The 25,537-nt window shown below is 40.2% G+C and carries 20 protein-coding genes, 7 tRNA genes and 2 pseudogenes; 11 read left to right on the forward strand and 18 right to left on the reverse strand.

Annotated elements, in window-relative coordinates; genetic code table 11:
- The 4 genes and pseudogenes from FXV91_RS00005 to FXV91_RS00020 form a co-directional block, all read left to right on the forward strand.
- Positions 1 to 238: pseudogene (locus tag FXV91_RS00005) on the forward strand (IS630 family transposase); the annotation flags it as partial.
- A gap of 8 nt (positions 239 to 246) precedes the next feature.
- Positions 247 to 1,479, forward strand: a pseudogene (locus FXV91_RS00010) (IS1634 family transposase); the annotation flags it as partial.
- Positions 1,480 to 2,446: 967 nt separating this feature from the next.
- On the forward strand, positions 2,447 to 2,890 hold the full coding sequence (locus tag FXV91_RS00015) for a hypothetical protein (protein ID WP_229387106.1): 444 nt from the start codon (positions 2,447 to 2,449) through the stop codon (positions 2,888 to 2,890).
- A gap of 628 nt (positions 2,891 to 3,518) precedes the next feature.
- Positions 3,519 to 5,549 (forward strand): NERD domain-containing protein, encoded by a 2,031-nt coding sequence (locus FXV91_RS00020; RefSeq protein ID WP_229387108.1) that lies wholly within the window; start codon positions 3,519 to 3,521, stop codon positions 5,547 to 5,549.
- A gap of 436 nt (positions 5,550 to 5,985) precedes the next feature.
- On the opposite strand, the gene FXV91_RS00025 is transcribed toward FXV91_RS00020, so the two are convergent.
- The 3 genes from FXV91_RS00025 to purD form a co-directional block, all read right to left on the reverse strand.
- Positions 5,986 to 6,070: transfer RNA gene (locus FXV91_RS00025), tRNA-Leu, on the reverse strand.
- Between the two features lie 289 nt (positions 6,071 to 6,359).
- Positions 6,360 to 7,268: an ornithine carbamoyltransferase gene (gene argF / locus FXV91_RS00030; RefSeq protein ID WP_229387110.1), complete on the reverse strand. Its 909-nt coding sequence runs from the start codon at positions 7,266 to 7,268 to the stop codon at positions 6,360 to 6,362.
- 98 nt (positions 7,269 to 7,366) lie between these two features.
- Positions 7,367 to 8,668 carry a phosphoribosylamine--glycine ligase gene (gene purD, locus FXV91_RS00035; protein ID WP_229387113.1) on the reverse strand — a complete coding sequence of 434 codons (1,302 nt, stop codon included), beginning with the start codon at positions 8,666 to 8,668 and terminating at the stop codon, positions 7,367 to 7,369.
- 723 nt (positions 8,669 to 9,391) lie between these two features.
- On the opposite strand from purD, the gene FXV91_RS00040 reads away from it, so the two are divergent.
- The gene (locus tag FXV91_RS00040; RefSeq protein WP_229387115.1) at positions 9,392 to 9,559 is read left to right on the forward strand and encodes a hypothetical protein; all 168 of its coding nucleotides are present in this window, start codon (positions 9,392 to 9,394) and stop codon (positions 9,557 to 9,559) included.
- 84 nt (positions 9,560 to 9,643) lie between these two features.
- On the opposite strand, the gene pyrE is transcribed toward FXV91_RS00040, so the two are convergent.
- The gene (pyrE, locus tag FXV91_RS00045; protein ID WP_229387117.1) at positions 9,644 to 10,207 is read right to left on the reverse strand and encodes an orotate phosphoribosyltransferase; all 564 of its coding nucleotides are present in this window, start codon (positions 10,205 to 10,207) and stop codon (positions 9,644 to 9,646) included.
- A 166-nt stretch (positions 10,208 to 10,373) separates the two neighbouring features.
- Complete coding sequence (locus FXV91_RS00050) at positions 10,374 to 10,922, reverse strand: CDP-2,3-bis-(O-geranylgeranyl)-sn-glycerol synthase (protein WP_345945462.1); 549 nt, start codon at positions 10,920 to 10,922, stop codon at positions 10,374 to 10,376.
- Between the two features lie 275 nt (positions 10,923 to 11,197).
- Here FXV91_RS00050 and FXV91_RS00055 point away from each other — a divergent pair, with 275 nt between their 5' ends.
- The 3 genes from FXV91_RS00055 to FXV91_RS00065 all read left to right on the forward strand — a co-directional run bounded on the left by FXV91_RS00055 (position 11,198) and on the right by FXV91_RS00065 (position 14,911).
- Positions 11,198 to 12,217 carry a cytochrome c-type biogenesis CcmF C-terminal domain-containing protein gene (locus FXV91_RS00055; protein ID WP_229387120.1) on the forward strand — a complete coding sequence of 340 codons (1,020 nt, stop codon included), beginning with the start codon at positions 11,198 to 11,200 and terminating at the stop codon, positions 12,215 to 12,217.
- Positions 12,218 to 12,241: 24 nt separating this feature from the next.
- The gene (ccsA, locus tag FXV91_RS00060) at positions 12,242 to 13,303 is read left to right on the forward strand and encodes a cytochrome c biogenesis protein CcsA (protein WP_229387122.1); all 1,062 of its coding nucleotides are present in this window, start codon (positions 12,242 to 12,244) and stop codon (positions 13,301 to 13,303) included.
- A gap of 1,209 nt (positions 13,304 to 14,512) precedes the next feature.
- Positions 14,513 to 14,911, forward strand: a complete 399-nt coding sequence (locus FXV91_RS00065) for a transcriptional regulator protein (RefSeq protein ID WP_048126797.1) — start codon at positions 14,513 to 14,515, stop codon at positions 14,909 to 14,911.
- Between the two features lie 385 nt (positions 14,912 to 15,296).
- Here the strand turns inward: FXV91_RS00065 and FXV91_RS00070 are convergent, their stop codons facing one another.
- The 8 genes from FXV91_RS00070 to FXV91_RS00100 all read right to left on the reverse strand — a co-directional run bounded on the left by FXV91_RS00070 (position 15,297) and on the right by FXV91_RS00100 (position 16,861).
- Positions 15,297 to 15,512, reverse strand: a complete 216-nt coding sequence (locus FXV91_RS00070) for a MoaD/ThiS family protein (RefSeq protein ID WP_345945463.1) — start codon at positions 15,510 to 15,512, stop codon at positions 15,297 to 15,299.
- A complete protein-coding gene (locus FXV91_RS19600; protein ID WP_255420867.1) occupies positions 15,500 to 15,628 on the reverse strand; it encodes a hypothetical protein in 129 nt (42 codons plus the stop codon). Before FXV91_RS19600 ends, FXV91_RS00070 begins: the two co-directional genes overlap by 13 nt.
- A 500-nt stretch (positions 15,629 to 16,128) precedes the next feature.
- Positions 16,129 to 16,200, reverse strand: a tRNA-Gly gene (locus FXV91_RS00075).
- Between the two features lie 12 nt (positions 16,201 to 16,212).
- A tRNA-Phe gene (locus FXV91_RS00080) sits at positions 16,213 to 16,287 on the reverse strand.
- A 56-nt stretch (positions 16,288 to 16,343) separates the two neighbouring features.
- Positions 16,344 to 16,417: transfer RNA gene (locus FXV91_RS00085), tRNA-Val, on the reverse strand.
- Between the two features lie 68 nt (positions 16,418 to 16,485).
- Positions 16,486 to 16,557 (reverse strand) — tRNA-Gly (locus tag FXV91_RS00090).
- Positions 16,558 to 16,569: 12 nt separating this feature from the next.
- A tRNA-Phe gene (locus FXV91_RS00095) sits at positions 16,570 to 16,644 on the reverse strand.
- 143 nt (positions 16,645 to 16,787) lie between these two features.
- Positions 16,788 to 16,861 (reverse strand) — tRNA-Val (locus FXV91_RS00100).
- Positions 16,862 to 17,148: 287 nt separating this feature from the next.
- On the opposite strand from FXV91_RS00100, the gene FXV91_RS00105 reads away from it, so the two are divergent.
- Complete coding sequence (locus tag FXV91_RS00105) at positions 17,149 to 18,465, forward strand: methanogenesis marker 16 metalloprotein (RefSeq protein WP_229387126.1); 1,317 nt, start codon at positions 17,149 to 17,151, stop codon at positions 18,463 to 18,465.
- 554 nt (positions 18,466 to 19,019) lie between these two features.
- On the opposite strand, the gene comE is transcribed toward FXV91_RS00105, so the two are convergent.
- The 3 genes from comE to FXV91_RS00120 all read right to left on the reverse strand — a co-directional run bounded on the left by comE (position 19,020) and on the right by FXV91_RS00120 (position 22,298).
- On the reverse strand, positions 19,020 to 20,174 hold the full coding sequence (gene comE, locus FXV91_RS00110; protein WP_229387128.1) for a sulfopyruvate decarboxylase subunit beta: 1,155 nt from the start codon (positions 20,172 to 20,174) through the stop codon (positions 19,020 to 19,022).
- 98 nt (positions 20,175 to 20,272) lie between these two features.
- Positions 20,273 to 21,523: a cysteate synthase gene (locus FXV91_RS00115; protein ID WP_229388540.1), complete on the reverse strand. Its 1,251-nt coding sequence runs from the start codon at positions 21,521 to 21,523 to the stop codon at positions 20,273 to 20,275.
- A 316-nt stretch (positions 21,524 to 21,839) separates the two neighbouring features.
- The gene (locus FXV91_RS00120) at positions 21,840 to 22,298 is read right to left on the reverse strand and encodes a hypothetical protein (RefSeq protein ID WP_229387130.1); all 459 of its coding nucleotides are present in this window, start codon (positions 22,296 to 22,298) and stop codon (positions 21,840 to 21,842) included.
- Positions 22,299 to 22,464: 166 nt separating this feature from the next.
- Here FXV91_RS00120 and FXV91_RS00125 point away from each other — a divergent pair, with 166 nt between their 5' ends.
- Positions 22,465 to 22,674, forward strand: a complete 210-nt coding sequence (locus FXV91_RS00125; RefSeq protein WP_229387132.1) for a zinc ribbon domain-containing protein — start codon at positions 22,465 to 22,467, stop codon at positions 22,672 to 22,674.
- A gap of 212 nt (positions 22,675 to 22,886) precedes the next feature.
- Here the strand turns inward: FXV91_RS00125 and FXV91_RS00130 are convergent, their stop codons facing one another.
- Positions 22,887 to 23,651 (reverse strand): tetratricopeptide repeat protein, encoded by a 765-nt coding sequence (locus FXV91_RS00130; RefSeq protein ID WP_229387144.1) that lies wholly within the window; start codon positions 23,649 to 23,651, stop codon positions 22,887 to 22,889.
- 209 nt (positions 23,652 to 23,860) lie between these two features.
- Here FXV91_RS00130 and FXV91_RS00135 point away from each other — a divergent pair, with 209 nt between their 5' ends.
- Entirely contained in the window at positions 23,861 to 24,337 is a 477-nt protein-coding gene (locus tag FXV91_RS00135) for a hypothetical protein (protein WP_229387146.1), read from the forward strand.
- Between the two features lie 54 nt (positions 24,338 to 24,391).
- Here FXV91_RS00135 and FXV91_RS00140 read toward each other — a convergent pair whose 3' ends face one another.
- Positions 24,392 to 25,156 carry a hypothetical protein gene (locus FXV91_RS00140; protein ID WP_229387148.1) on the reverse strand — a complete coding sequence of 255 codons (765 nt, stop codon included), beginning with the start codon at positions 25,154 to 25,156 and terminating at the stop codon, positions 24,392 to 24,394.
- Positions 25,157 to 25,537: the final 381 nt, after the last annotated feature.

Raw genomic sequence — 25,537 nt, forward strand, 5'->3', positions numbered from 1 at the left:
TCCTGATAAATTTGAATTTGTATTCTAACCCAATCATGCTTCGTGGCTAAATTTTATTGTAAGTTTTTTCTGTAAAATGGCAAGAAGCTTGTTAAGAGGAATAAGAGTCGACTCAATAAAGGAATTAGGGGAAAGAATTGGTCAATATATAGACCAGATTAACGAAAAACCAGTCATTTTTAAATGGAAATATAAAATGGAAGAAAGGGACAAAATGCCTGGTGGAATTACAATATAATTTAAAAGGAATTAATTAGGAATCGAAGCACTAGTTTTAGCGTCTATGGAGATTACAAACATATCGATGGCAGTTCTGCCATCGAAATCACATATGGTCATGCAAAAGACGGTAGAGATGATCTGCAACGTTTTGGACTTGGAATAATAACAAATCAATATGGAATCCCATTATTTGCAAAAGCTTACTCTGGTAATGCATCAGACAAAGAAACCATAATTGAAGCAATGAAAATGCTTCAAGAAAACATAACTTTCCCTGATGATGTTTATTACATAGCTGACAGTGCTCTMTAYTCTGACAAYACCATCAAATCAATGAGAAAAGGAATGAAGTGGATCACTCGTGTACCYTCAACACTAAACCTTTCAAAAGATTTGTTGATTTCTGATCTTGAGTTTAAACAAGGAGAAGACCCCCGATATTCATTTTACGAAACCATTGTTGAATATGGTGATATCAAGCAAAAATGGGTAGTTGTTCACTCATCTGAGATGCAGAAAAGAAAAGATGTTACTTTTGAAAAGAAAATTAAAAGGATTGTCAAAGAAGCTCAAAAAGACCTCAAAGATCTAAARAAGATAGAGTTTGCCTGTGAAGAGGATGCCAGGGCAGCTCTGGMAAGATGGAAAAAAGAGAATCCTTACTGTTTGCTTGAAACTGTAGAGATTTCMACAGTTTCAACAAGGGAAAACGGTAAGAGAGGAAGGCCAAAGAAGGATGAAAAGCTTATCGTCCACTATGTTGTAAATGCAACAGCAGTCAGGAATGAAGAGATTACACTGACTGAAAAAGAGTATCAGGGAAGGTTTATAATTGCAAGCAATGATCTCAATCTTGATGCTGAAAAGATGCTAGATTACTACAAGAATCAAAGTAAGGTTGAAAAAGGGTTCAGGTTCATAAAGGACAAAAGCTTCAGAGTTTCAGAAGTTTATTTGAAAAAACCTCAGAGAATTGAAGCTCTTTCAATGATAATGGTCTTAACTTTGATGGTTTATTCGGTAGCGGAATGGAAACTAAGAGAAAGGCTAAAAGAAACAGGGGAAACAATACCTGACCAAGTTAAAAAACAAACTCAAAAGCCCACTTTGAAGTGGGCTTTTATGCTAATGAGGGAGATTACAGAAGTAAAAGTGGAAGTTGATTCAAAAGTAGTAACTCAAATTGCYAACATGGATGAAATTAAGGGCAAGATAATAAGGTTGATGGGGAAAAATTGCGAAAAATACTACTTTTGAGTGGGGATCTGCGGAAAGTCAGTTAAATCCATACAACAGCTCATAACCCAATATAATTTTGAATTTATAAAATATACTATTGACACCATTAAGTATGATATTTTTATTATAAACTGCAGGCAGGTTTGATCATTAAAAAATAGAAGAAACACTTATAAATAAAAGATTTTTTAAAATAAAGAATAATTTCTTAAAATAATAAGAAATTATTAATAATTTATCCCACATTCCGCAGTATTTTTTAAAAAATCAATATTTTTCCTGATAGCGTTTTTGAAACAAATCAAATTAATTTGGATTTTTATGTAACTTGGTGAAAATTGACTGATATCGTTTTTTGGTCTCTTTGATACACCATATAGCTACTTTACTTCCTACATAAAAGTCCGATAAATCCACGTTTTATTGAAAATCGATAGCAAGAAAAAATGTGAATATGCGAAAATTTACTGCGGAAAGTGGGTTCGATAATCCCAAACATCAAATGCAAAAATTCTATGAAAAACGCATAGATACTTTTCTCAATGTCTCTATATATCAAAAAATACCGTAATAATGTTTTTTAGGATCTTCTTCAAATTAGATGGTAAAAACTAAATTTCAAATGCATAATTAATCTTTAAGAACTTGGTCAAGTTTAAAAAATGTATTCAGAGAGTACATTCGACTTTATAACTGTGTATTGATATTTCTGCATATGTTTGTTGCTAAAAAATTCGCCATCTACTTTTAAGAAAATACAAAAATTAGAAGTCTTTATAATGGATGTAACATAAAAATTTACAGATAAAATTAAATGTTATTATATATAGTAGTAAAGTATCATATATAGAATTTATTAAGGGTTAGAAGATGATTAAATGAGTGAAATCCACGATTCTATTAGAGAAAAGATGATTTAGAACTTCTAAAAATAGGTTTAAAACCTGCCGAGGAAGAAATTAGAGATTTGAAAAAATATTGGAAGATGCTTACCTACTTAGACAAAAATGATGTGTTAGGAGATGTATTTGACACTTTAAGTACATGGAAAAATCAAAATATTCCTTCTGAAATAAAACCAACGTATGATAAACTTTACGAAGAAGCTTATTCTTTACACAAAACAAATGATGTAAATAAACCATCTTTATTTGACAAAGTGATTTCTGCGTTGTCAAATGCTAAAAATAAACAAGAATTACCGCGTGCTCGAATAATTGCTAATTATATACAAATTATTCCTCAATTACCTCCAGATGTCCTAAGAGATTTTGAAGTTTTCTTTGGTATAGATAAAGAACTGGAAAAATATGGAAGAACACTTATTATATACGAAAAACTTTTTGTTGAAGGAGGAACAAAAGCCCGATATTATGCAGTTGCACATTGTTTACTCGATTTATATGAAGTCTACTTCAGGAAAGTTTAAAAAAATATCTGTTTTTCGACTTTTATTAAATGAAGTTCTATAATGTATTGATTGGTTATTTTGCCGACAACTAATGTCTTTCTGATTTGTATAATATCAAAGAAAAAGACTTTCCAATCCCTTTGCAAGACACTTCTATATACGAACGTTTACCATAAAACGTTCGTGTTTTAAAAAGTGAACAAAAAAGTGTAAAAATGATGAGGGAATTTACGGAAGATTTAATACACTGCCTCCATTATTTATTAATTGACAAAATTGAAAATCACTCCAGAGCTAACTCCAGCTTCCTAACATGCTTATATCTTTTCGTGGGGTTATGCAAAAATAACGAGATTGATTAGAAGAATTTATAACGAGTTTGTGAAACTGAGTATAAGTGCCACAATTTTATTATAAAAAAATATTTTAAAGGATAGAAGATAAATAAAAAATGAAGATAAGTCATACAAAATCATTTTAGTTTTAAGGCCTCTTCTTTTTTGTCAATTATCTTTTTATCTACTGAATCTGTAGTTACTGCGCAAAGCGATTCGCACACAGCGCGATATGCTTACATTTCAGATAATGGCAACAGCTCTATTTCTGTTTATAGATATGTTAATTAATTTGCTTTAGGGGATAAATAATGGCCAAGCTCGAGTCTGTTTTTTCAAAGTTATTGGGTACGAAAGACTATCGGATAAATGATTTAGTTGCTGAAACTAACAAAATTAGTGGTGTACCTGAAGACAAAATAGAAATTAGAATAAGAAAATTAATTAACTCCGGTAAATTGTTTTTATATAATCGTAATATGATTTCTTTGGAACCTCCTATCGAAAAAGCAAGTGTAAATTTTGATGAGAGATATGATTATGATGGAATAACTTTAGGAAGAAAAGGAAGAGAGATACATATAGTCTCAAGCTTTGAAGGTGAAAAGCATAAAGAAATGATGGATAAAATGAAACATAATTTACCTGAGCTTAAAAAAGAAGTATATCAATTGTTAGCCAAAATTGAAAATTTAGTTATTCAAAGCTTTAATCCACTAGATGTTTTAGGGCATGTCTTCACAACGAATCTAACATGCGATCCTGAAAAATATACTGAATCTAGTTTTAAAGGAACACAACTTCTTGTAGAACTTCTACATAATATCGTATTAAAGTCTGATTTCAACGTATTTCCTAAAGAAAGTGATTTCACTAAACTTGATGAACTTGAAGGACTTTTGGACAAGTTTTTGGACAAATTTCAGTGTCTCATCAATTCTGAAATAATATTAAGAGATGATTTATCCTTTGAAGAGCAAAATGTATATTTCAATACCATAATTCATTTCCTATTTATGAGAGGGGATGCATATCCACAACATAATCAGCAACTAGCTGAAGAGTTCTTTTCTAACATTGATCCTAATTTATTGAAAAAAGAGTTTACAATAACAGAATATTTTTCAACTGTTGAAGAAATTAGTAATCAAATAAATTCGAATCTGTCTAATTTTTTTGGATTCTTATCTCAGATAAAAAAAGAACATGAAGCTTGGTTGAAGTTTGTTGAACAAGGTCTAGAAAAAGGAAAGTCTTATCAAGAGATAGATCTCGAATACAAGCAAAAAATACCTACAATAAGAGAAAAACTGTTCCCAGAATATAGAAAGTATTTAGAAATAAAAGAAGTAAAAAATATTTTTGAAATAAAATTGAATGAAAAAATTAATAAGAGTATATTGGACTCTTTAGTAACTGGTTTTAATTCCAATCCAACTTGGTCGTCTCCTTTTGATATCAGTATCGTTCCATTAAAACCAATTATAAAAATAGAAGAAAAATATTATTGTTTCATTGTACAGCATTTAATCAGAAATGTGATACCTATTATAGAGGAATCCTTTTTCCAAGGAGATGAAAATAAATATGCTAAAGCAAAGGGAGACTTTTTCGAATCCAAAACTTTAGAACTGATAAATAACATTTTGCCTAATTCAAAAATATATCCACAATTGGAGTACCCAAAGAGAACTGAATTAGATGGATTAGTGATCTATGAAGATAATCTTTTTTTGATTGAAGTTAAAGGAAAGAAAAGACGCTGTATCGCCTGCACACAGGATATCCTAAAAATGACAAAAGATGATGTCACAGAACAGATCAAAAAACCTTTTGAACAATCAAAAAGAGCTTTAGAATATATAAAAAGTAAACCGACAGCCGAGTTCAGGGACAAACAAAAAAGAACAAAACTCCCAATAAAGGAAAAGGAGTTTAAAAATATCTTCCTAATAAATGTAACTGCTGACTCATTTTCGGAGTTTACTACTGATTTAAATGTATTAAAATTATGGGATCCAGAGCTTTTTAAAGGGGATATTTATCCCTGGAATGTTAATATATATGATTTATTGGTAATAACTGATTTGTTAGAGAATGCGGATGATTTCATTGGTTATGTATCAGAACGTGTACGTTTAAGTAAGGATAATGATATTAGAGCTATAGATGAACTTGATTATCTAAGGTATTATCTAGACACTGGATTTTTAACAAAAGAGAAAGGCATTGAAAGCAGAACAATTCCAACGATTATAGGATATACTGAAAATATAGATAAATGGTATTCTTATCTGCGAGGTGAAATTGATTTTGCTGAAAAACCAAGAAAACATACATAATGGCCCAATGGGAGCATAGCTGTCATCAAGTGCAAAGTACTTTTAAATTAACTAGCAATAATCTCAATTGAATTCGCTTTTTCGTATAAACATTGCTTTTATGGCGTAGGCACTTTCAGCTGATTAAAATTCAAGTTCAGAACTATTCTCCATAAGGTTGGGAAAATGCATAGGTTTTATTGTAATCTATGCATTATAATTTACTATAAAAACCGAATTGAAATTGTATCATGAAAGCTCAAACAGATATTAGTAAACGACCACTTAGCTGAAAAATGTTAAGACCTAGAAAAATTCACAGAACACAGAGTCTTAAGATCAAAATACAAGCCTAATTATTTCATGCAAGATCTTAAAATGATTCTAGAATTGCCGTAACTCAGAAGAAATTATAAAATAAGCAACTTAAGCAAAAATAAGAATTAGTAAAAATTAGTGCGAGAGGTGCGATTCGAACGCACGAACTCCTACAAGACTGGACTCTGAATCCAGCGCCTTTGACCTGGCTGGGCAACTCTCGCATGTTGATGTTTTGTGTAACGTTTAGTTCTCTATGTAAAACTCTGAACCAGGAGCCTTTGACCTGGCTGGGCAACCCTCGCACGATATGGCTTATGTTGCAGCAGCACATAGTGGCGCTCTTTGTTCTTAAACTTTTTCCTTGAAGGCCCTCTCGGAGGATGAAAAAGCTCTTTAAATTGATAATATATTTATTTTTCCCGAGTTCAATCGTTTATATTGGAGTTTATTCTGCAACCATTCGGGAATTTGAAAATTCTAGAAATAAGTATGGAAAATTGATGAAATTTTTTATTTCATCAATTTCAGGATAAGGGCTTTCTGGGCATGCAGGCGGTTTTCTGCCTCTTCAAAGACTACAGAGTTCGGGCCGTCTATGACTTCGTCTGTAATCTCAAGGCCTCTTCGGGCGGGCAGGCAGTGCATTACTATTACGTCCGGCTTTGCGGCTCCAAGGAGTTCGGTATTGACCTGGAAAGAAGCAAAGGCTCTCAGGCGTTTTTCCTGCTCTGCTTCGTCGCCCATGGAGACCCAGACATCAGTATAGATTATATCTGCGTCTTTTGCAGCATCTCTTGGGTCGTCCGTGATGGTAAATTTGCCTCCGAGGGCTTTTGCCTGTTCAAGGAATTCGGCTTTGGGCTCATAGCCTTTAGGGCAGGCAATCACGAACTCCATTCCCATAATTGCCGAGCCTAGCAGGGCAGAGTTGCAGACATTGTTTCCATCGCCTACCCAGGCGAATTTCAGGCCTTCAAATCTCTGCTTGTATTCCATGATAGTCATGAAATCGCCAAGGATCTGGCAGGGGTGTTCCCGGTCTGACAGGGCATTGATCACGGGTATAGTCGAATATTCGGCAAGCTTTTTTACTGTCTCGTGACTCATAACCCTGGCCATGATTCCATGCAGGTAACCGGAAAGGGTTCTGGCTGTGTCTTCAATAGTTTCGCCTCTTCCTACCTGGATGTCCCTAGAATTAAGGTAGAGAGCATGGCCTCCGAAATCTGTCATTGCGACTTCAAAGGATACCCTTGTCCTTGTAGAGGATTTTTCAAAAATCATTCCAAGGCTTTTGTGCTTCAGGTATTCGGTAGGTTCTCCTGCCTTACGTTTTTTCTTCAGGTCCGCGGCCGATTCAAGGAGTTCGTATATCTCCTCCCGGGACAGGTCAGTTATAGAAAGTACATCTCTCTTCATCGTCTCAAACCCCGACTTCTTACTGGCTGAATTTAAACTTTATATTTACTGCATAGTACTTATCTACACACGGTACTACTACATAGTTTTTCAAACGGTCAGCCTCTAAGTTCTTTCATATGGTCAATTCTTTTCTGGATAAGACCGGCAGTGCCTATGTCTTTCCGGAAGAAGAGTTTACCCTGAATATTTTCAAGGGCATTCTGGGCGATTTTTTCTGCAGCCTCTATTGTTTCTGCACACCCTACGACAGCAACGGCACGGGAGCCGGTGGTGTAAATTTTCCCTTCTTTTTCATACACGCTTGCATAATAGACTGAAGCTTCTCCTATATTCCCTACAATTACCTCGCTGTCTTTTTCAGGATTATCCGGGTAGCCTGCCGGGACTGCATACTTGCAGACTGTCGCTTTCCTGCTGAACTTTACAGGCAGGTTTCCGAGGGTCCCTTTTACCACAGCAGACATAATTTCTATAAAATCAGTCTCTATAAGGGGGATAACATTCATAGCTTCAGGGTCTCCGAATCTGGCATTGAACTCCACGACTTTGGGCCCGTTGGCCGTCAGGATAAACTGTCCGTAAAGAATGCCCTGGTATCCTGTTCCTGTTTCCTCGTGCAGGGCTGTTACCGTGTGCTGCATAATCTTTTTTGCCTTCTCGATATCTTCCGAAAGCATGAAAGGTAGGATTTCTCCTGCATCAGTGTATGAGCCCATCCCGCCTGTATTTGGTCCGAGATCACCTTCATAAGCCCTCTTATGGTCCTGCACTGCAGGGAAAAAGGCAAGGTTTTTTCCATCCACAAAAGCCTGGAGGGTAAATTCTTCTCCTATGAAACGCTCTTCAATAACCACAGGCCCCTTTTCCAGGAGTTCACTTGTATATTCCATGGCAGCTTTGAGGTCAGGGAGCTGGTCACCCATAACTTTTACCCCTTTGCCGCCTGTAAGCCCCGAGGGCTTGACTGCAACATCGCCCAGCTTTTCAATAAAAACATGAGCAGGAGCTTCTTCTGTAAAAACTTCATAGGCAGGGCAGCCTTCGATCCCATATTTCTTCATGAAATTCCTTGCCCATGCCTTATCAAACTCAATAACCGCACAGGCTTTTTTAGGGCCTACAACAGGGACCCCGGCTTCCCAGAGGGCATCTGCAACTCCTGCTGCAAGCGGAGCTTCAGGGCCCACAAAAGCCATCTCAATGTTCCTGGCTTTTGCATACTCAACAATTTTTGCAACCTCGGTTTCCTTTTCGAGCAGGAAATCCTCACAGAGTGCCGCAATTCCTGGGTTTTTCTTTGCCATTAACGCATAAAGGACCGGGTTATGCTTGCTTTTCTTAATTCCTTCGGCAATTGCGTGTTCCCTTCCGCCGCCGCCGATAAGCAAAATCTTCATTTTCATTCTCCTTGTTCAAAAAAACTTGTTTTTAATGTGAAATTTGTTCTTGATACTCAATGAGGAAATATAATGAAGAAAAGGTGATGGATTATGGAGTTCGCAAAACCTTTCTTTCTATTTTAAAAATATTTTTATCTTTATAATCAATATTTTTAATCAACAACACAATAAAGGATTCCCTAATTCTCTATTTCTTCTGATAAATATCTTCTCATTGTTAAGCTTCTAATTTATATAAAAATCCAGTTAGTTTTAACTTCTTTTAAAAGTTTCGCCTTCCATTCTCCTTTAAGAAGTTATTTTAATACTTTTTGCCAAAATAAATTCTGACCAGTTATACTTTAAATAAATTTAGCCTAATAAAGTCCTTTAAGAGATGAAATCTATGGACCAAAATCCATACGAAATATTCCTGAATGAATGTCCTGAAGTTGCAGCACGTTTTAATGATCTTATTGAAGCTCAAAAGGCTTTAAAAGGACTGGATGCTAAATCAAAATAGCTAATCAACATTGCTATCCAGACCGCGAATCGAAATCCGAGAGGTGTGCAGATGCATGCAGTGATGGCAAAAACCGAAGGCGCAACTCATGAAGAAGTTATAGGCGCTTGTGGTCTTAAATCTTCATCATTCCGGTTTTGCGGCAGTTCTTGATTGCCTTCCTGCCGCTATTAAAGGATTATGAAGATGAATTTTGAGTTGTACTAAAATTTGAAATAATGCTCTATCATATTCTTTTTAAATTTTCTAAGCTTTTTTCCGGGAAGGGCAGCCAGGCAAACTGGCAGGGCATTTATACTCCTGTAAATAAAAAGCGGTTTTTGAGGTCAAGGGCAGCATCTCTTGTGCAAGTTGGAGAACCTCTCTATGACATCCAGATCTCTTAAAATACATAAGTTCAGAGTTGTTTTTTCCTAGCTAACATGCCTGTGCAGCCGAATGAGGTTTGGGAAAGTGCCGGAGCACCTACTTTACTTTAGCAGGTCGCTTGCACTTACCAGAGGCACAAGTTCAGCATCTGCTCCTTTCAGTTTTTCCCTGGCCCCTTCTTCTCTGTCCACCACTGTAATTACGTATTTAACATGGGCTCCGGTCTCCCTGACCACCTCAATTGCATCTCTAACCGAGCCTCCGCTGGTTGTTACATCTTCGAGCATCACTAGCCTGTCTTCAGGCTTCAGGTCTCCTACAAATCTGCTTTTTGTGCCGTAGTCCTTGATAGTTTTCCTTACTATCAGCAGGGGAAGTTCAGTTTCCAGGGAAACAGCGGTTGCCAGGGGGACACCTCCAAGCTCTACACCTGCAACTGTATCCACATCCATTTCTTTTATCCTGAGGGCTGCCTGCCTGGCAATAATTTTCAGGGTTTTCGGGTCGGTACTGGCTTTCTTGATATCGATATAGTACTTGCTTTTCTTTCCCGAAGCGAGTGTAAAGTCCCCGTAGCGGACAGCTCCGCAAGCTTTGAGGGCTGCGATCAGTTCCTGTTTCTGTGTTTCGAATCCATTTCCTGTTTCTGGGTTTGATTTGCTCATTCTCTCACCGTTATTGCAGCCTTATTAGCGCTATAAACGTTTTCTAAGGTTTTTCCTGTAATTTATTTTTTTCTCTACTTTTTCTTCAGCAGTTATGCAAGATTTTCTCATCTTTTTATTGAATTTTTCCTTCTTACAGGGTCTTCATGATTCTTCCACAGGGTTTTTACCAGGGTTCTTTCTTTACACCTATAATATATCCGATTATATTTGTCGTAAGATGGAGCAGAGGCGTCATTATAAGGACTGTAAGCATAATCCCTGTAGTGAAATTACTCATGAACCATTCCGGAGCTGCAAGGTATGTGAATACCCAGGCTCCAACAACAAAGTCAAGCTGGTCTACAAGAGGCAGGGACGCTCCCCTTTTCAGGCCCATTCTGCGCTTGAAAAAGCTCTTGAACATATCCCCGAACAGAGCGCCGGAGGCAAGGGCGAACACAACTATCAAAGCGCTTGCGTAATCCGGGCCAAATGTGGGCATTTCAATCCCCATAATCTCAAACCCTTTCGAACCCAGCCAGATTTCAATACATCCGGCAAGAAACCCGCAGAAGATGCCTGAAAAGAGCCCTCTGTAGGTTTTCCCGTCTCCGAGAATTCTTCTCCCGTCTTTGTAAGTCCTGCCCCCGTCGATTGGTTTTCCACCTCCGAAGACAGCTGCGAAGGGATTGGGCAAGTATGCAGGAATCATCAGCCAGAATGCTTTGATTATCAGCTCGATCGTGGTATCATCTCTCTATCCAGTATTCCTTTTTTCCTGGGGCAGAAATTAACTCCCTTCCATACCTTCATCCTTTTTATCTTTCTCTATCTCCTGCCAGCAAAGATAGAGCAAAATATAGGATAATTGGTCTCTCGCTGCCCTCTTCAAGAATCCTTCAACTTTTTCAGGTACGTTTAAATAATGGGCTTAAGTAAATATTATCCCTATTTAATTGTATTTATTTTATTAAGTTATATTTTTTATTCACATTTTCAAGGTTTTTTATGAGAAAGCTAAGCGATGTTCTCACAGTCCGCAACACCATGCTTGCTACAGTTTCAGTGCTGGTGCTGCTTGCCGCTCTGATAACGATGGGACTTTTAACCCCTTTCATCGTTAGAGTCAGTACAGGAGAAGAAATCCTGCTTGATGCTGCCTATTTTAATCTGCGTGCAGCTCTGCCTACTCTTGCCCTTGTAATGTTGCTGACTCTGTGTCTTCTGATCGGGAGCGCAGGGAAAAAAGAAGGTCTTCTGGTACTGGGGTTAGGTATTGCAGGTTCCGCACTTTCGGTTGCTTTTTCCCCGTTTTCAAGTCTGCCTGTTAATATCTCGTTTCCGCTCCTTGCAGCAGCCTTTTTTGCGGTTATTTACAGGCTGCTTTCTTCGAAAGAAAAGACACTGAAAGGAACTCTACGGAGGACAGGTTCTCATATTATCCACCTTGGAGCGGTCCTGCTCCTTGTCGGGATTGTTTTCAGCACCAATATGAGCCTTGAGGATTCTGCTGTGGTTCCTGTGGGGGAAGTGAGTACTTTCAAGTCCATGGGTTACAGCGTCCATATTACCAACATAACATCCGGAATCGAAGGAGAACCTTATGGAGGTTATTCGGGTTCTGCTTACATAAGCACAATCGATTTTGATGTGTACAGGTGGGGCCAGCCTTTTGACAGCGGACAGATAAAATATATAAGTGACTTCAAATGGCAGCAGTCCTATACCGAGACCTACATTCACAGAGGGCTTCTGGAAGAACTTTTTATCGCCCCAAAATCCGTAGATACACAAGCCCAGACTGTGGAACTTTATATCCGGAAGGTACCTTTCATGACCTCTCTCTGGGGTGGGTTTTATCTGATGGTTCTGGGAGTCCTGATTCTCTTTCTTTCGGATTCTCTTGCAGGGGAAAAAGGTGCCCAGGGAAATGACCTTTCCGGAAATCGTTCTTCTCAAAGAGGTTCTCAGGTAGATGAAAACAAAAATGGAAACACAAAGAAATGTGTTAGTAAAAAAAATGTATGAGACGGGTGTGCAGATGGTGATCGTATGAATACTGGAATGGGGCTCATCTGGATAGCTGGAGCTTCAGGGTTGCTTGCCTTTTTTACTTCCCTGCTTTACTTCTTAAGGCAGGACAGGAAATTTATAGCCCTTTCTGAAAAGCTGGAACTTATAGGAGGATCGTCACTGGTAGTCGCGATCCTCCTGCTTGCCTATCACCTGTTCGGAGTGGATACGCAATTCAGTTATGTTTTTCAGCACTCCAGCTCCGACCTTGCCTGGCACTACAGACTTTCGGCTCTCTGGGCAGGGCAGGAAGGGTCATTTTTAATCTGGACAGGTTTTATCTTTATAATGCTTGCAGTTACACGCTTCACAGGTGCAGGAAGAGTGCTCAGGGACACAGATCTCTTTGCCCTTATCAGATCGGTTTCACTCTTTGTAGCTTCTGTATTCCTGCTGCTACTGGCGTTAAAAAACCCTTTCTCAATGTATTATCTCGCAGGTGCAGGAATACCTGAAGTCACAAACTGGAATCTTTTTGCGGAACCTTTCGTTGTTTCTTACGGGCAGGGCATGAACCCTCTGCTCAGAAACCTCTGGATGGCTATCCATCCCCCTCTTCTGTTCCTGGGCTATGCGGCCTTTACCCTTCCTTTCGCTGCTGCAATTGCAGGCCTTGTCCTTAAGGACAGCAGGTGGTCCGAACTGGCAACAGGCTGGATGCGAGTTTCCTGGCTCTTTCTTACACTTGGGATAGGGTTCGGAGCCTTCTGGGCATACGAAGTTCTTGGCTGGGGTGCCTGGTACTGGACCTGGGACCCTGTAGAAACCTCCTCCCTGATTCCCTGGCTTACGGCAACTGCTTACCTGCATGCAAAGTTCAGGTTCCGCCAGGGGGAGTATGGTTTCATGCTCCCTATGCTCGCACTTGTTTCTTTTGTCCTGGTCATTTTCTCGACCTTTGTCACAAGAAGCGGGCTGTGGGTATCTGTACATTCCTGGCAGGACTTCACAACAGAAGGAATGATAATTGCTTCCTTCCTGCTTATCCTTACAGGTTCAAGCACGATCCTCCTTGCCAGGAGGTACTTTAGTGAGGAGTAATTTTGGGCGAAAAGTAATTTTCAGTGAGGGTAGTTTAGCTAAAATTAGTGAGCTAAATTAGTGAGCTAAATGAGTAATCTAAATGAGTGGCTAAATCAGTGATTAAAATCTATGAAGGATAAAATTAGCTAAAAGCCACTTGATATAGAATAAGCAGATAGTTGATAAGCAGCAAGTAGAAATTAATCCGCAGCGAGTGGATAATTAATATAGAGCTGATCCCAAAACCAACTTTATTTCCACATCAATAAGAGTTTAAGAACTATTTTCCCAATCAAAAGATCGATTGATTATTCCAAATTCGAGATTTAGGGGCTTAATCGTGAGTTTTGGGATCAGCTCTAGAGTAAGTTCCGCGAATAAGAAAGGTTCTGAAAAATAAGCTGGGAAAAAAGAGCCCATGAATTTTTATTTCATTCCAGCTTTATCATTTTTATCATCTTTTAATTTTTTTCTTCAGATCTTTTATTTTTCCTAATTTTTGCCCTGATTGAGTGCTTTCCTGAGAAATCTCCTGGAGGTCGGGACGCAAGCTGCAGATTTCTCCTATTTTGCGGGATAATTCTTTGATCTGCGCTGAAATGAGAATATAAACATTTCTAAATTATCTTTGACGTTTTATTGTCCGGGTATCTTCCTTTAATTTTTTTGATCAGTACAATTATAATAATTTTGTTGTGATGCCTTCAGGTTTTTATCCGGATCATGGGATTATTATGCCTCTTATGTTTGATTATTTTTTTACATTTACTAATGTCAGGTGTGGTTGAAAGTTTTTCAATTCCCTTTTAATATATACAACTTTAAATAGTATGAGTACATTATTAATTGTTGGAGATGAATAACCTTCTAATTATATACGTATACAGGTTTAATTACTGAACTGATACGTCTCTTCCCATCAATTTCATAAAACGGTTCTCTAGTAGTCGGTTATGAAAATATACTTATTTGTTTTTAATAACCGGTTGTTGGACTTAAAACGCAAACAATCCGCTAGATTGTGAAAAAACGCTTTTTATTTAATTCAAAGTTTTAAAACGGGATAGGTTACCATATAAATATATATATGGTGTAAAACTTTGGAAGTTGGAGTCAGCTTTAACAGGTGATTATGAAAGCTGCCTTTTAAGGTCTGAATAATAATTGCCATTATATTCTTTAGCTGGCAGACTAAATTATAAAAAATTGGAATATGAAGGGGTTATAATGAAAGACTATGAAGTAAAAGTGCTGGACGAAAATGACCACATTTTTATTGAAACGTTACGGAACCTCGGGATGTCAAGGAATGTTGCCACAACTATGGCATATCTTATGAATGTCGACGAAGCTTCATCCCGTGAAATTGAAATAAGTACCGGACTGAGACAGCCCGAAGTCAGTCTTGCAATGAGACTTATGAGGAATCAGTCCTGGGTCAATGTACGTTCGGAAAAGAAACCCGGTAAAGGGCGCCCGATAAAGATTTATTCCCTCGCAGCCCCTGTTGATGAGATCATAAGCTACTATGAAGATAAAATCTACAAAGAATCTCAGGCAACGATCTCAGCAATTAAAAAACTGAAGGTTATGAGCAAAAAGGTGCCTCTTACTCCCTCGAAGTAAAGGATCTCAAAAAAGGGTTAGCTCCATAATGGCTGACAGTTCTCCCTGGAACTCACCATTATGGAAATCAAATCCTTCTATATTTTACTCATCTGATTTTATCTCTTTCAGGCTCTTTTCCTTTCTTTTGTTATTCTGTTCTTTTTCCTTCTTTTCACAGGCCTTTTTTATTGTCCGGGCTTTTTATTTTTCCTCAATCTTTTTTCAGGGTTTTTCAAGTTTCGGCCACTTAGTAAGTAATTTATAGAAAAGTCCGAATTCTTAGCATGGCTAAGAAGATCCATATTATTGAAGAATAGTTAAACAAAAGTGACCTTGAATCTATCTAAAAAAGGGGGAAAAAGAAGTTTGTAATAAAGAAGGGATCCTGCCCTTTAAGGGCAGGTCAGCCACCTGTCACAACTCTAAGGATTGTAAGTCTATCGGAACTTATTGCCCCGTCAAGAGGAACAGCATTCCCTCCGTTTAATACAAGTACTGTTTCCTGATTTATGTCCAGCGTATCAAGCAGGTCTTCGTAGGTAGCGGTTTCAGCTATTTCTACGGTCTGCTCGGAAATCTCTCCAGCTTGAATTGTTATGTGTACCTTCACTCTATTGATCCACCGCCGCTTACCTGAATTTCGTCTACAATTTCCTTTATTAACTTCTGCTCCAGTTCATATTCTTTTCTGATGCCTTTCCTTTCTGCATTTCTTTTCTGGAACTTTCCTGTCATGTTCAAAATCTCCTTACGATTTTTCAGGTTTGCAACAAAGTGGGTATAATCTCTTCAAGCAGACTCTTTTGTCTTTTCGAGATGTATATCCAATAATTATAATGATTTTCTATTTTAATTAACTTTGTGGTTAACAATCCTTGGGTTAACATTCTCACATTTTCAGCTGTTAGAACGGCAGTGTACTTTTGTTTCTGAATTTAAGTAGTTGTTAACATTGTAACTGATCCCGTTCGAAACATTGACGTAATAAGCTCAGGATTTACTATTTTAAAATCTATTTTGAGAATATTTGATCAGAAACTAATAATATTATGAAAAGCCTGCACTTTGAACTTCGTTCTTTAGTGTACGTGTCCCTTTTCAATAATAGTTAAGGATCTGAAGAGATAATTCTGACAAAAGGCACTCAAATTAAGAAAAAAGTTTAAGTAATAAGTAGAAAATGCCCGAAAGAGTCCCAGTAATATTAATGAAAACCAATCAGCAAAAACAAGTTATACACCAGCCGGGATTCGAACCCGGGTTCGAGCGTTGGCAACGCCCGGTGATGACCGCTACACTACTGATGTGCTGTGTTTCTATGGTGCCCAGACCCGGATTCGAACCGGGGACAACTGCCTCTTCAGGGCAGCGCTCTCCCACTGAGCTACCTGGGCAGGTAGATGTGACAGTAATATTATTAACTTTAATTAACTGCCAGATTGGATTTAAGTGGGCCCGCTGAGATTCGAACTCAGGACCTCCGCCATGTCAAGGCGACGTCATAACCGTCTAGACCACGAGCCCTATATGATACGTATTGTTTTTACTCCTTATACAAAGAATTGCTTGAAATAAGGATACTAAAAAAGCTATACACCAGCCGGGATTCGAACCCGGGTTCGAGCGTTGGCAACGCCCGGTGATGACCGCTACACTACTGATGTGCTGTGTTTCTATGGTGCCCAGACCCGGATTCGAACCGGGGACAACTGCCTCTTCAGGGCAGCGCTCTCCCACTGAGCTACCTGGGCACGTAGAAATACCACCGAATCTGCTTTCTAAGAATAAATCTTAAAAGAGACGGTAGTTCTTTTTCAGTCTTGCTTTCCTGAAAAATCTCAGGAAAGATTTTGATCAATTTTGATCAATTCTAATCAATTTTAATAATTTTAAGTGGGCCCGCTGAGATTCGAACTCAGGACCTCCGCCATGTCAAGGCGACGTCATAACCGTCTAGACCACGAGCCCTCTACAATGTGTATTGCTTCCGTTTCTCACACCGAAGTGCAACACCATAGTACGCATCATCATTTATATAAGTTTTGGGTGGTTCGGGCTTTTTCTACTCGAATCAGCTCTCAGAGAGGCAAAAATTTTGTATATTCCTTAAAAAATTTTATTTCTCAGTCCAGTTTACTGGTTATTAATTGTAGAGTGCCTGCTTTTCATCCCGAATATATAATGAGCGTGCCGTCTAAAATATAATGAACATGCCTCTAAAATAGAATGAATACAATATCTCCGCTGAGGGTAATATGAAAGGATCATCGGATAACTCAGAGATACGCAGGACAATCCCGGAAATCCAGGCAAAAATAGATTCCGGAGAGGCTGTGGTCCTTACGGCTGAAGAGATCAGTTCAAGGGTCAGGGCAGGAGACGAAATAAGGCTTGAAGATATTGATGTTGTAACTACCGCAACCCGCGGCATCATGAGCGGAACCTATGCAGTTCTCTCGTTCAAAGTCTCCGAACCTGACTCTTTTGTAAAGGCGTCTGAAGTCCTGATGAACGGGGTGCCGGCAGTCGTTGGGCCCTGCCCTAACGAAAGACTTGGGGTTCTGGACCTTATCGTACTCGGGACTGCTCACAGTAAATCAGATCCCCGCTACGGAGGCGGACACCTTTTCAGAGAGATGGTGGAAGGAAAAAGCATTACTGTTGATGTAACCACAAGCGAAGGCGACCGCTTTTCAGTGGAAACAAGCCTTTCCGAAATACCTTTTGCGCGGCTTCATGCAACCAGGCATGCCTTCAAAAATTACCGGGCGTTCGTAAATCCCGGAAAAGAGGCTATTAAGACCATTTTCCATGCCCTTCCCTTCGAAGGCGAGTTCAGGGAGATGACCTTTTGCGGCTGTGGCGAGTTAAACCCGATTGAAAACGACCCCAAACTCGAAACAATAGGAGTCGGGACAAGGGTACTTATCAACGGAGCCGAAGGGTTTGTTACAGGTCAGGGCACCCGCAGCGCTCCGGATAATCCCAACCTGACGGGTTTTGCAGACCTTCATGATATGACCCCTGAATACATGGGAGGCTTTGCAACTTCAGCGGGACCCGAGATCATCAACACATGGGCTGTCCCTATCCCGGTCCTTTCCCAGGAAATGCTGGAAAATATCCTTAAGCTCGACAGCCAGATCCCGCTCAAGCTGGTAGACCTTGCAGGCAGGATCCCTCTATGTGAGATCACTTACGGGGACGTCTGGGATAATACAGACCTGGATGTAAAATATGAACCGGAGAAATGCATTGACTGCAAGGTGTGCTGTGTAGCTGAAGCATGTCCTATGGATGCCGTAAGTAAAGGAGAAAATGGTGCTGGACACAATCCTGAGCTTTGCTTTAACTGCGGGCTCTGTATTTCAAGGTGCAGAGGGGAAGCCTTCAGCGCAAACCTGGGCACTGTCAGATGTGCAACCGGAGGCTGTCTCAGAGATATCAAAGTAACCCTGCGCCAGTCGGACCGTGCCAGGGCAGTAAAAGCCGCACAGGAACTTAAAGAACAGGTCCTTGCAGGGAAATTCAGGCTCAAAGAACCTGTGGAGAAAATAAGCTGGAGAGAATAAAACTTAAGAAACCAGGACTTAAGAGAATAAGAATTAAGATAATTAATCAAAGTTAGCTATTAAAATAGAAAAATAAACGCCATAAATGTAAAACGACTGAGTGCGCCTGTAAAAAACAAACAGATAAAAGTAAACAAACAGATAGAAGGAAACAAACAGATAAAAGTAAACAAACAGATAAAAGTAAACAAACAGATAAAAGTAAACAAACAGATAAAATAACCGGGGAAACCGATAATTTCCTGTTTCTTTTTGCTTCTTTCTTTTTTTGCCGGGCAGCCAGACAAGCTGGTGAAGGCGCTTGTATTCACCTGTGAATTAAGAAGCAACCTTCGGGGTAAAGGAAAGTATTCTCTCAGCCTGTGGGCATTTCTTCAGCTTATTGTTCCTCTTAATTGCGTTGTCGGTTTTTAGGTTGGTTTTTATCCGGCTGACGGCTGGTCCAGGCCCACTGCGGCGCAGGGATAAAAAAACGAAAGATTCTCTCTCGAGTTCTGGAATAGATCAATCAGTTAATAAAGGATCAACAAAATTTTTCTTTTGATATTCTTCTTTTAAAGCGTTTTTGCGTTCAGCGCTTCTTTGAAGCGTTTTGTGGCCTCTTCAGGGCTCATGGGGATGTTCGGGGCGTTTGTGTTTCCTGGCTTCAGGATCACATGGATAAAGGAGGTCTGCCTGGCATTAAGGGAATCTTTGTACACATCTACCAGCTCCTCTTCCGTGTTGACCTTATGCGTGTTCTGGATTCCGCAGGCGTTTGCCAGTATTTCCAGGTCAACGTAGCGTAGAGCGCAGGTCTCTTGAGAGCCTGTAGAGCCGTAGGCGCCGTTGTCCAGGGCTATGATGATCAGGTTTTTCGGGGCTTCCTTCCCTATTTCCAGGAGGGCGTTAGGGTTCATGAGAAGGCTTCCGTCCCCGTCGAAGACCACAACCTTCCGGTCCGTGCGCAGGGCAAGGCCGAGCCCGATGGAGGAGACAAGTCCCATAGACCCGAACATGTAAAAGTTAAGGTCCCGGTCTCTGGCAGCATAGAGTTCCTTACAGGGGACTCCGAGGTTTGTTACGGTAATTTCTCCGTCCAGTTCGGCTGCCACGGCGGAGATCGCATTGTTCCGGATCATCCGGGGTTCAAGAACTTTCTGTGTCATGCGGAATTTGCAGACCTTTTCTTTCTTCGGCAGCTCCGGGGACTTCTGCGCTTCCCAGGCACAGCAGTCAGAAGCTTCCCACACTTTAGGAGAGACAAGAGCTATGTGGGGCCTGAAATTTTCAAAGGCATCTTTGATCACATTTTCAAGGAGAGGGAGCTTTTCAGTTTCGTCAATTATTGTGTATGCGAGCCCTGCACCTTCCAGGATTGCTGGCAGGTGGACTCCCATGGGGACCTGCGCTTCTATGCCTTCTTTATAAACTCCGCGCCAGCTTGTCAGGATAGGCAGGGGGATTTTACATGTTACGTTCAGGGACTCAAGGACATTGATCATATTCCCAAGCCCAGTGCTCTGGATAAGCATCATGGGCTTCCCGCCTGCAAGATAGATGCCTGCACAGATTCCCACTCCGTTTTCTTCCCTTGTCAATTTGATTTCAGGAAAATTTTCAGAGACCAGGGGAAGCAGGTTCTTGATCCTGTCACAGGGGAGCGTTGCAGCAAGGTCAATACCTGTTTTTTTCATGATTGCTATTACTTCTTCTTCCGGGTTTACCATGCACGTACCTCTTAAATGCATATATCTTGAGCTTGTTTTCTCTTTTTCTTAGAGCTTTATACAGGTTTTTATTACTCAGATGTGGACAGAACAGGAACTCAAATGTTCAGTTCTTCAAGTGGAACATCAGAACCGCTTACAGTAACCGCAGGTTCAACCTGGAAGAGCTTAAAGTCTTCCTTCAGCCGCTTAAAACCTCCGCCTGCAATATTCAGGAGAATGATGTCGTCTTTTCCGACATTTCCGGCTTTTATGGCTTTTAACAGTGAAGCAGCCGCAACTGCGGAAGGTGGCAGGATATCTATCCCTTCAAGGGATTCAAAAAGCGTTTTTGCTTCAAGAGCTTCCTCTTTAGTAACTGCATACATTATCCCGTCCGTATCTACAAGTGCATCATAGAGTCCGCCTGTCACGGAATAGGGTGGTGCCCGGTTGGTAAGCACAGTTGCATAGGTCTCTTCTATCTGTTTCTTTGCATCTTTCATATCAATTTCTGGAATGATCTCTCTTCTTCCTGCCTGCCATGCACTGTACATGGGAACGAAAGGAAGGTTCTGGGCAAGCTGAAGCTTCGGAAGCCTTGAACCAAAACGCCCGTCAGCCCTGAGCCGCAGCGAGGCTTCCCAGGCTGAGATTCCACCTGTGCCACTTCCGACAGCCTGGAAATAGTGGTCAGGCATCTTTCCTATGGCTACGGCTGCGTCCAGCATTACAGTGCCCATCCCTTCCCTTCTTGCAACATTTCTGGCCCCTCCCTCTGGAACCATGCCCGGGAGTTTTGCAAGCCTTCCTGCAAGGTTGATAGCATCGGTATAATCATTTCCCGGAGTCATACTGATAAGGTGAATGGAATCAGACGGTTCTTCAGGTAGCCAGAGCTTCGGAATGCCTGAATCAGGAACCACTATGTAAACATCTGTTCCTGTAAGAGTCGAAGCATATGCAAACGCCCTCCCCGTATTCCCTGCAGAGGCGAGAGCAATGGCTTTTCCCCCGGACTCCTTGAGAAGCTGCATTGTCGGGTGGGCTTCGAGCTCTTTGAAGCTGCAGGTTTTGATAAAAGCCCCTCTCTCAGGCCAGTATCCGCTGAACCCTATGTACAGGTTCGAAAGCCCGAGTTCCTGCGCAAGGGCTTCGCTTTTATACGTGATGGGCCCGGCTTCGGTAGTAAGCTCTTCCTGAACCGGGAGCCATGAATGAAATCTCCCTATTCCGGGCTGGTCTCTGAGCTCAAGCCTTTTTTCAAAGTACTCCGCCCGTAAAAGGGAGTCGTCGTTTTCACAGGTTAGCCTGTATTCCTGGCCGTATTCCCTTCCGCATTTCAGACATTTTAATATGAATCTTCCCATTGCTATCAAAGAAAATTGGGTTTCTTTTGCTAAATATATGTTCCTGAAACCCTATCTTAATATCCGTTATGTGCCATTGTCTGCAATAAATTGTCTTATCTGGGCAATCGATTGTACGGAATGGATGATTACTCTAAAAAATAATTTAACCGAAAAAATAGTATGACGAGGATATGTTGATAATGGATTACGAGATGAAAGGGCAGGAATGATCACAAAAATCATGCGTGAAAGAGGGTGCAGAAGAACGCGCAGGGGAGCAGTTAAGAAAGTCGCTGATAGTTTGGAAAACCGCTGAAATCTGAGATTAAATTCTTCATAGATAGAAGATTGGCGGAGTAGCTTTAGCGTGTTCGATATTTTGCTTTGTCCTATCAGGGTAAACAAGGGTAAGTATGTCTGGCTGCATCCCTAACTCTCTGGAGTCATGCAGGTAATATTCATTGTTTTGTCTGGAAATATCATTTATATGGATTAAGGCACTGGTCCTCCCTATTCTCTGGACCTCTATGTTTTTAAAATCAAAAAAGATCTCCTCTATTTTAGGTTCAAGATGCCTGCTCCCGAACAGGAACATATAAACCTGGGCAAAGGGGCTGAGGTGGTATTTTATCTGGACATCAGCATCCGTCTGATTAAATTCGATTACCATACTGTCAATATGGATATACTTCCCTTCTCTGAACTGCTCCATATTAACTCCAGGCGATACTTTTGCAGCCATTAAAGCAGCCGAGATGATCAGGGCGATTGTGATTATAGCTTTTACTTTCATGTGTCTAATGCTGTATAGGTGTTCTTTTCTAATATATTTATTTCCGGCAGCTTTGTCCCTGTTAAAGAATACCTGCATTTATAGGTTCTGCAATAATATTAAATAGCGTAAAAGTAAAGCTATTCCATCCTTCAGACTACCTGAAAAACCAGAGTGAGGTTAAAAAATGAGCAAAAATATCAATTTTGTCTGCCCCAAATGCGGGAATAACTCCTTCGAAACCGGCGAAATCCGCACAACCGGCGGTTTCATCAGCAAAGTCCTCGACGTCCAGAACAAAAAGTTCACCCATGTCACCTGCAAGCGCTGCAAATACACCGAATTCTACCAGGCTGACAGCAGCATGCTCGGGAGCATTTTCGATCTGTTCACGTAAATAAAGAACAGGAGAGTTTTCAATGGAAACTTTTCTGCTACTTTTTTTAATTTGTTTGGTGGTTTATTGGCCGGGGTGAGGGATTAGCTGTCTTTAACGGAGCTTTTTACGCTCGACGAAGGAGAGCGGCCTGTACAAGGCAAGCGAAAAGGCCTGAAAATGTAGTTTCTTTTTTGGGGCGCTTAATTCGGTTGCAGAAACTAAATTTTAATTCACTTCAAGCTTTTCCCGCGTAAGGTTAATTTCTCCTTGAGATCTTTATTGTTAGGATCTTTTTTGCTCAGGATTTCCAGAATATCGAGAGATTCTTTGAAATTCTGTTTTGCTTCTTCCTTTTTACCTTTTTCAGAAAACAGGATTCCGAGATTATTGTAAGTCATTTCTTTATCTGAGAGGTATTCCATGTCTTTAGGGTAATTTTTAATGAGTTTTTCATATATTTTCAGGGCTTTTTCATATTTTTCTTTTGCTTCTTCTACGCGCCCCATTTTGAAAAGAAGTTCTCCCAGGTTGTTGAAGGTATTTCCGGCATACATCTGGTAGAATTCGTTTTCTGGCCGGGACTCAAGCCGTCTCTGGCATATTTCGAGGCCAATTTCATAGCACTGCTTTGACGAAGTAAAGTTGCCCACTCTCTGGAAAATGTTTCCAAGGTTTCCTATATTGTTGAGATTCAGACGGACGGTATCGAGATAGAGTTTGTTTTCAGGGTCTTCTGAGATGAGTTTTTCGCTGGTTCTTAAGGAAAATGCATAGGTTTCAAGGGCTTCTTCGAGCCTGCCCACGGACTGCAGGATTTGACCCCTTACTTTTAAAGTATGGAAAAGAATGGCTCCATCTTTTGCTTCCTGTGCGGCTTTTTCAGCTAGCTGGAGAGATTCAAGGGACTCTTCAGGCTTCCCTTTTTGTATCAGGTCCACGGTCTCATTAAAGTATTTTACTGCTTCCTCTCTCAGTTTCTCTGGCTTCTCGGGCATATTAAAAAAAGGGTTTTTATTGTTTTATAGGTTATGTTATAGCTTGTGTTTTTTCCCGCTGTTTCTCCCTTTTTTCCAACTCCTTTATATGTTACTAAAAGCTTAATTATAGATGCCCGAAGTTCTATACCTTTCTTTAACACACGTTTTCTGAAAATGTTGCTGCTTATCGACATTAAAATGGGTTATAGACATGTAGGGGGGTCAGCATGGACGGGGAAGCAGAGAAACAAAAAAGGGATAAAAATGCAGACAGGGGTAGAAGCAAAACTGCCGGAAATAGCAAATATGCTGGAAAAAGCAAATATGCTGGAAAAAGCAAATATGAAAGACTCTATATAATACTCGTTGGTATCTTCCTTACCGCTGTCTTTTTCTACACCCTTTACATAGGTCAGCTTTTCTGGGGCATATTTATTGATATTCTTATCCTGAGGCTTTACTTCCTCATGCAACAGGAGCGGCGTTACTTCAGGGAATGCAACTTGAATGAGGACGAAGCCGGAACTGCGCATGACCCTGGGGTGAAGCGGAGGATCAGGCTGGCAAATTTCCTGATTACTTTATTCGTTCTCGGGATTGTTGTCTACTCATATTTTACTTTGCAGTTTATCTGGGGGATTGTGGTCGGACTGATGATCCTGCTCTACGTTCATATGCTGTTGTTTTCGGAGAAAAACCTCTAAGAAGCCTCTAAGGGAAGCCGGTGAGAAAAACCGATGACAGAATTAACCGAATTATTAAAGTCCTTCCAGCCTCTCTCTTGTCAGGGTGATGGCTTCTTTGATTTTTTCGTTTTCAGGCTGCTGGGCTAGCAGATTTTCCTGCATTTTAAGGGCTCTTTCAAGGTTCTTTTTTGCAATCTCAGCTTTTTCAGGCTCCTGCTGTTTGAGGCAACTTCCTAACTGGCTGAGCGCAACTGAGAGTTCTGCCTGGTACCCGGGATTGTCAGGCTTATCTTCCAACAATTTTTCATAGTTTTCAACTGCTTCTTTAAGGATTTCACAGGCTGTTTCCCGGGAGCCGGACTCTATGAGGAGAGCACCGTAGTTATTCAGGTTTTCTCCGGCATAAGAGTGGAAAACTACGTTTTCAGGGTTCTTTGCAATGAGGTCCGAATAGATTTCACGGGCACGGGAATAGGATCCGGCAGCTCTGTCCATTTCTCCTTTCTTTTTAAGGAGATTTCCCGTATTGCTAAGGGTTGTGCCCATGTAATGCTGGTAATCGTCATTCTCCGGATCAGTTTTCAGGAGGTCGGAACCTACTTCGAGGGCTCTCTCATAGGTTTCAAGGGCCTGGTCATACTCTTTTGCCGAATAGAGGATACCTCCGCGAGTAAAGAGAATATAGTAGAGAGCATCTGTGGATTTCGCCTGTCTTGCAGATTTCTCGGCTTTATCAAGGGTGTCGAGGGCTTTATCCAGCTTTCCTTTCTTGATCTGGGTTACAGCACTGTGAATCTGCTTCAGAAGGAGAAGATTTTTTACCTTGCTTCTGGACATAAGAGAAAAGTCCTCTTTGTTTTTTAAATAGCTGTCGATGTCGTTTTACAGATACTGGATGAGCCCTTCAATGAAAAGTCCCGGGTAAGGGTGATGTTTAACTATATATAGGGGATATAGCATAAGTATGTAAAAAATATTTTAAAATCCTCCTGGGATTAATTTAGTAATTAATTTTCTGATCAAGTTTTCGACTCAAATATCCAGCCAGCAAATAGTATATAATGAAAGGTTTCTATATACTGTATATATAGTGGTAGGTTAATTTTATATACAACAAGTTTATATAATTAGCCGAAGTATGGATGGGGTTACAGTAACTTAGGAGTCTGTTATTGTAGCAGCCGTTTTTTCCCATTATTCTACCTTAAGTTCGTTATT

Source organism: Methanosarcina sp. DH2 (assembly GCF_020804225.1).
Taxonomy (GTDB): Archaea; Halobacteriota; Methanosarcinia; order Methanosarcinales; family Methanosarcinaceae; genus Methanosarcina.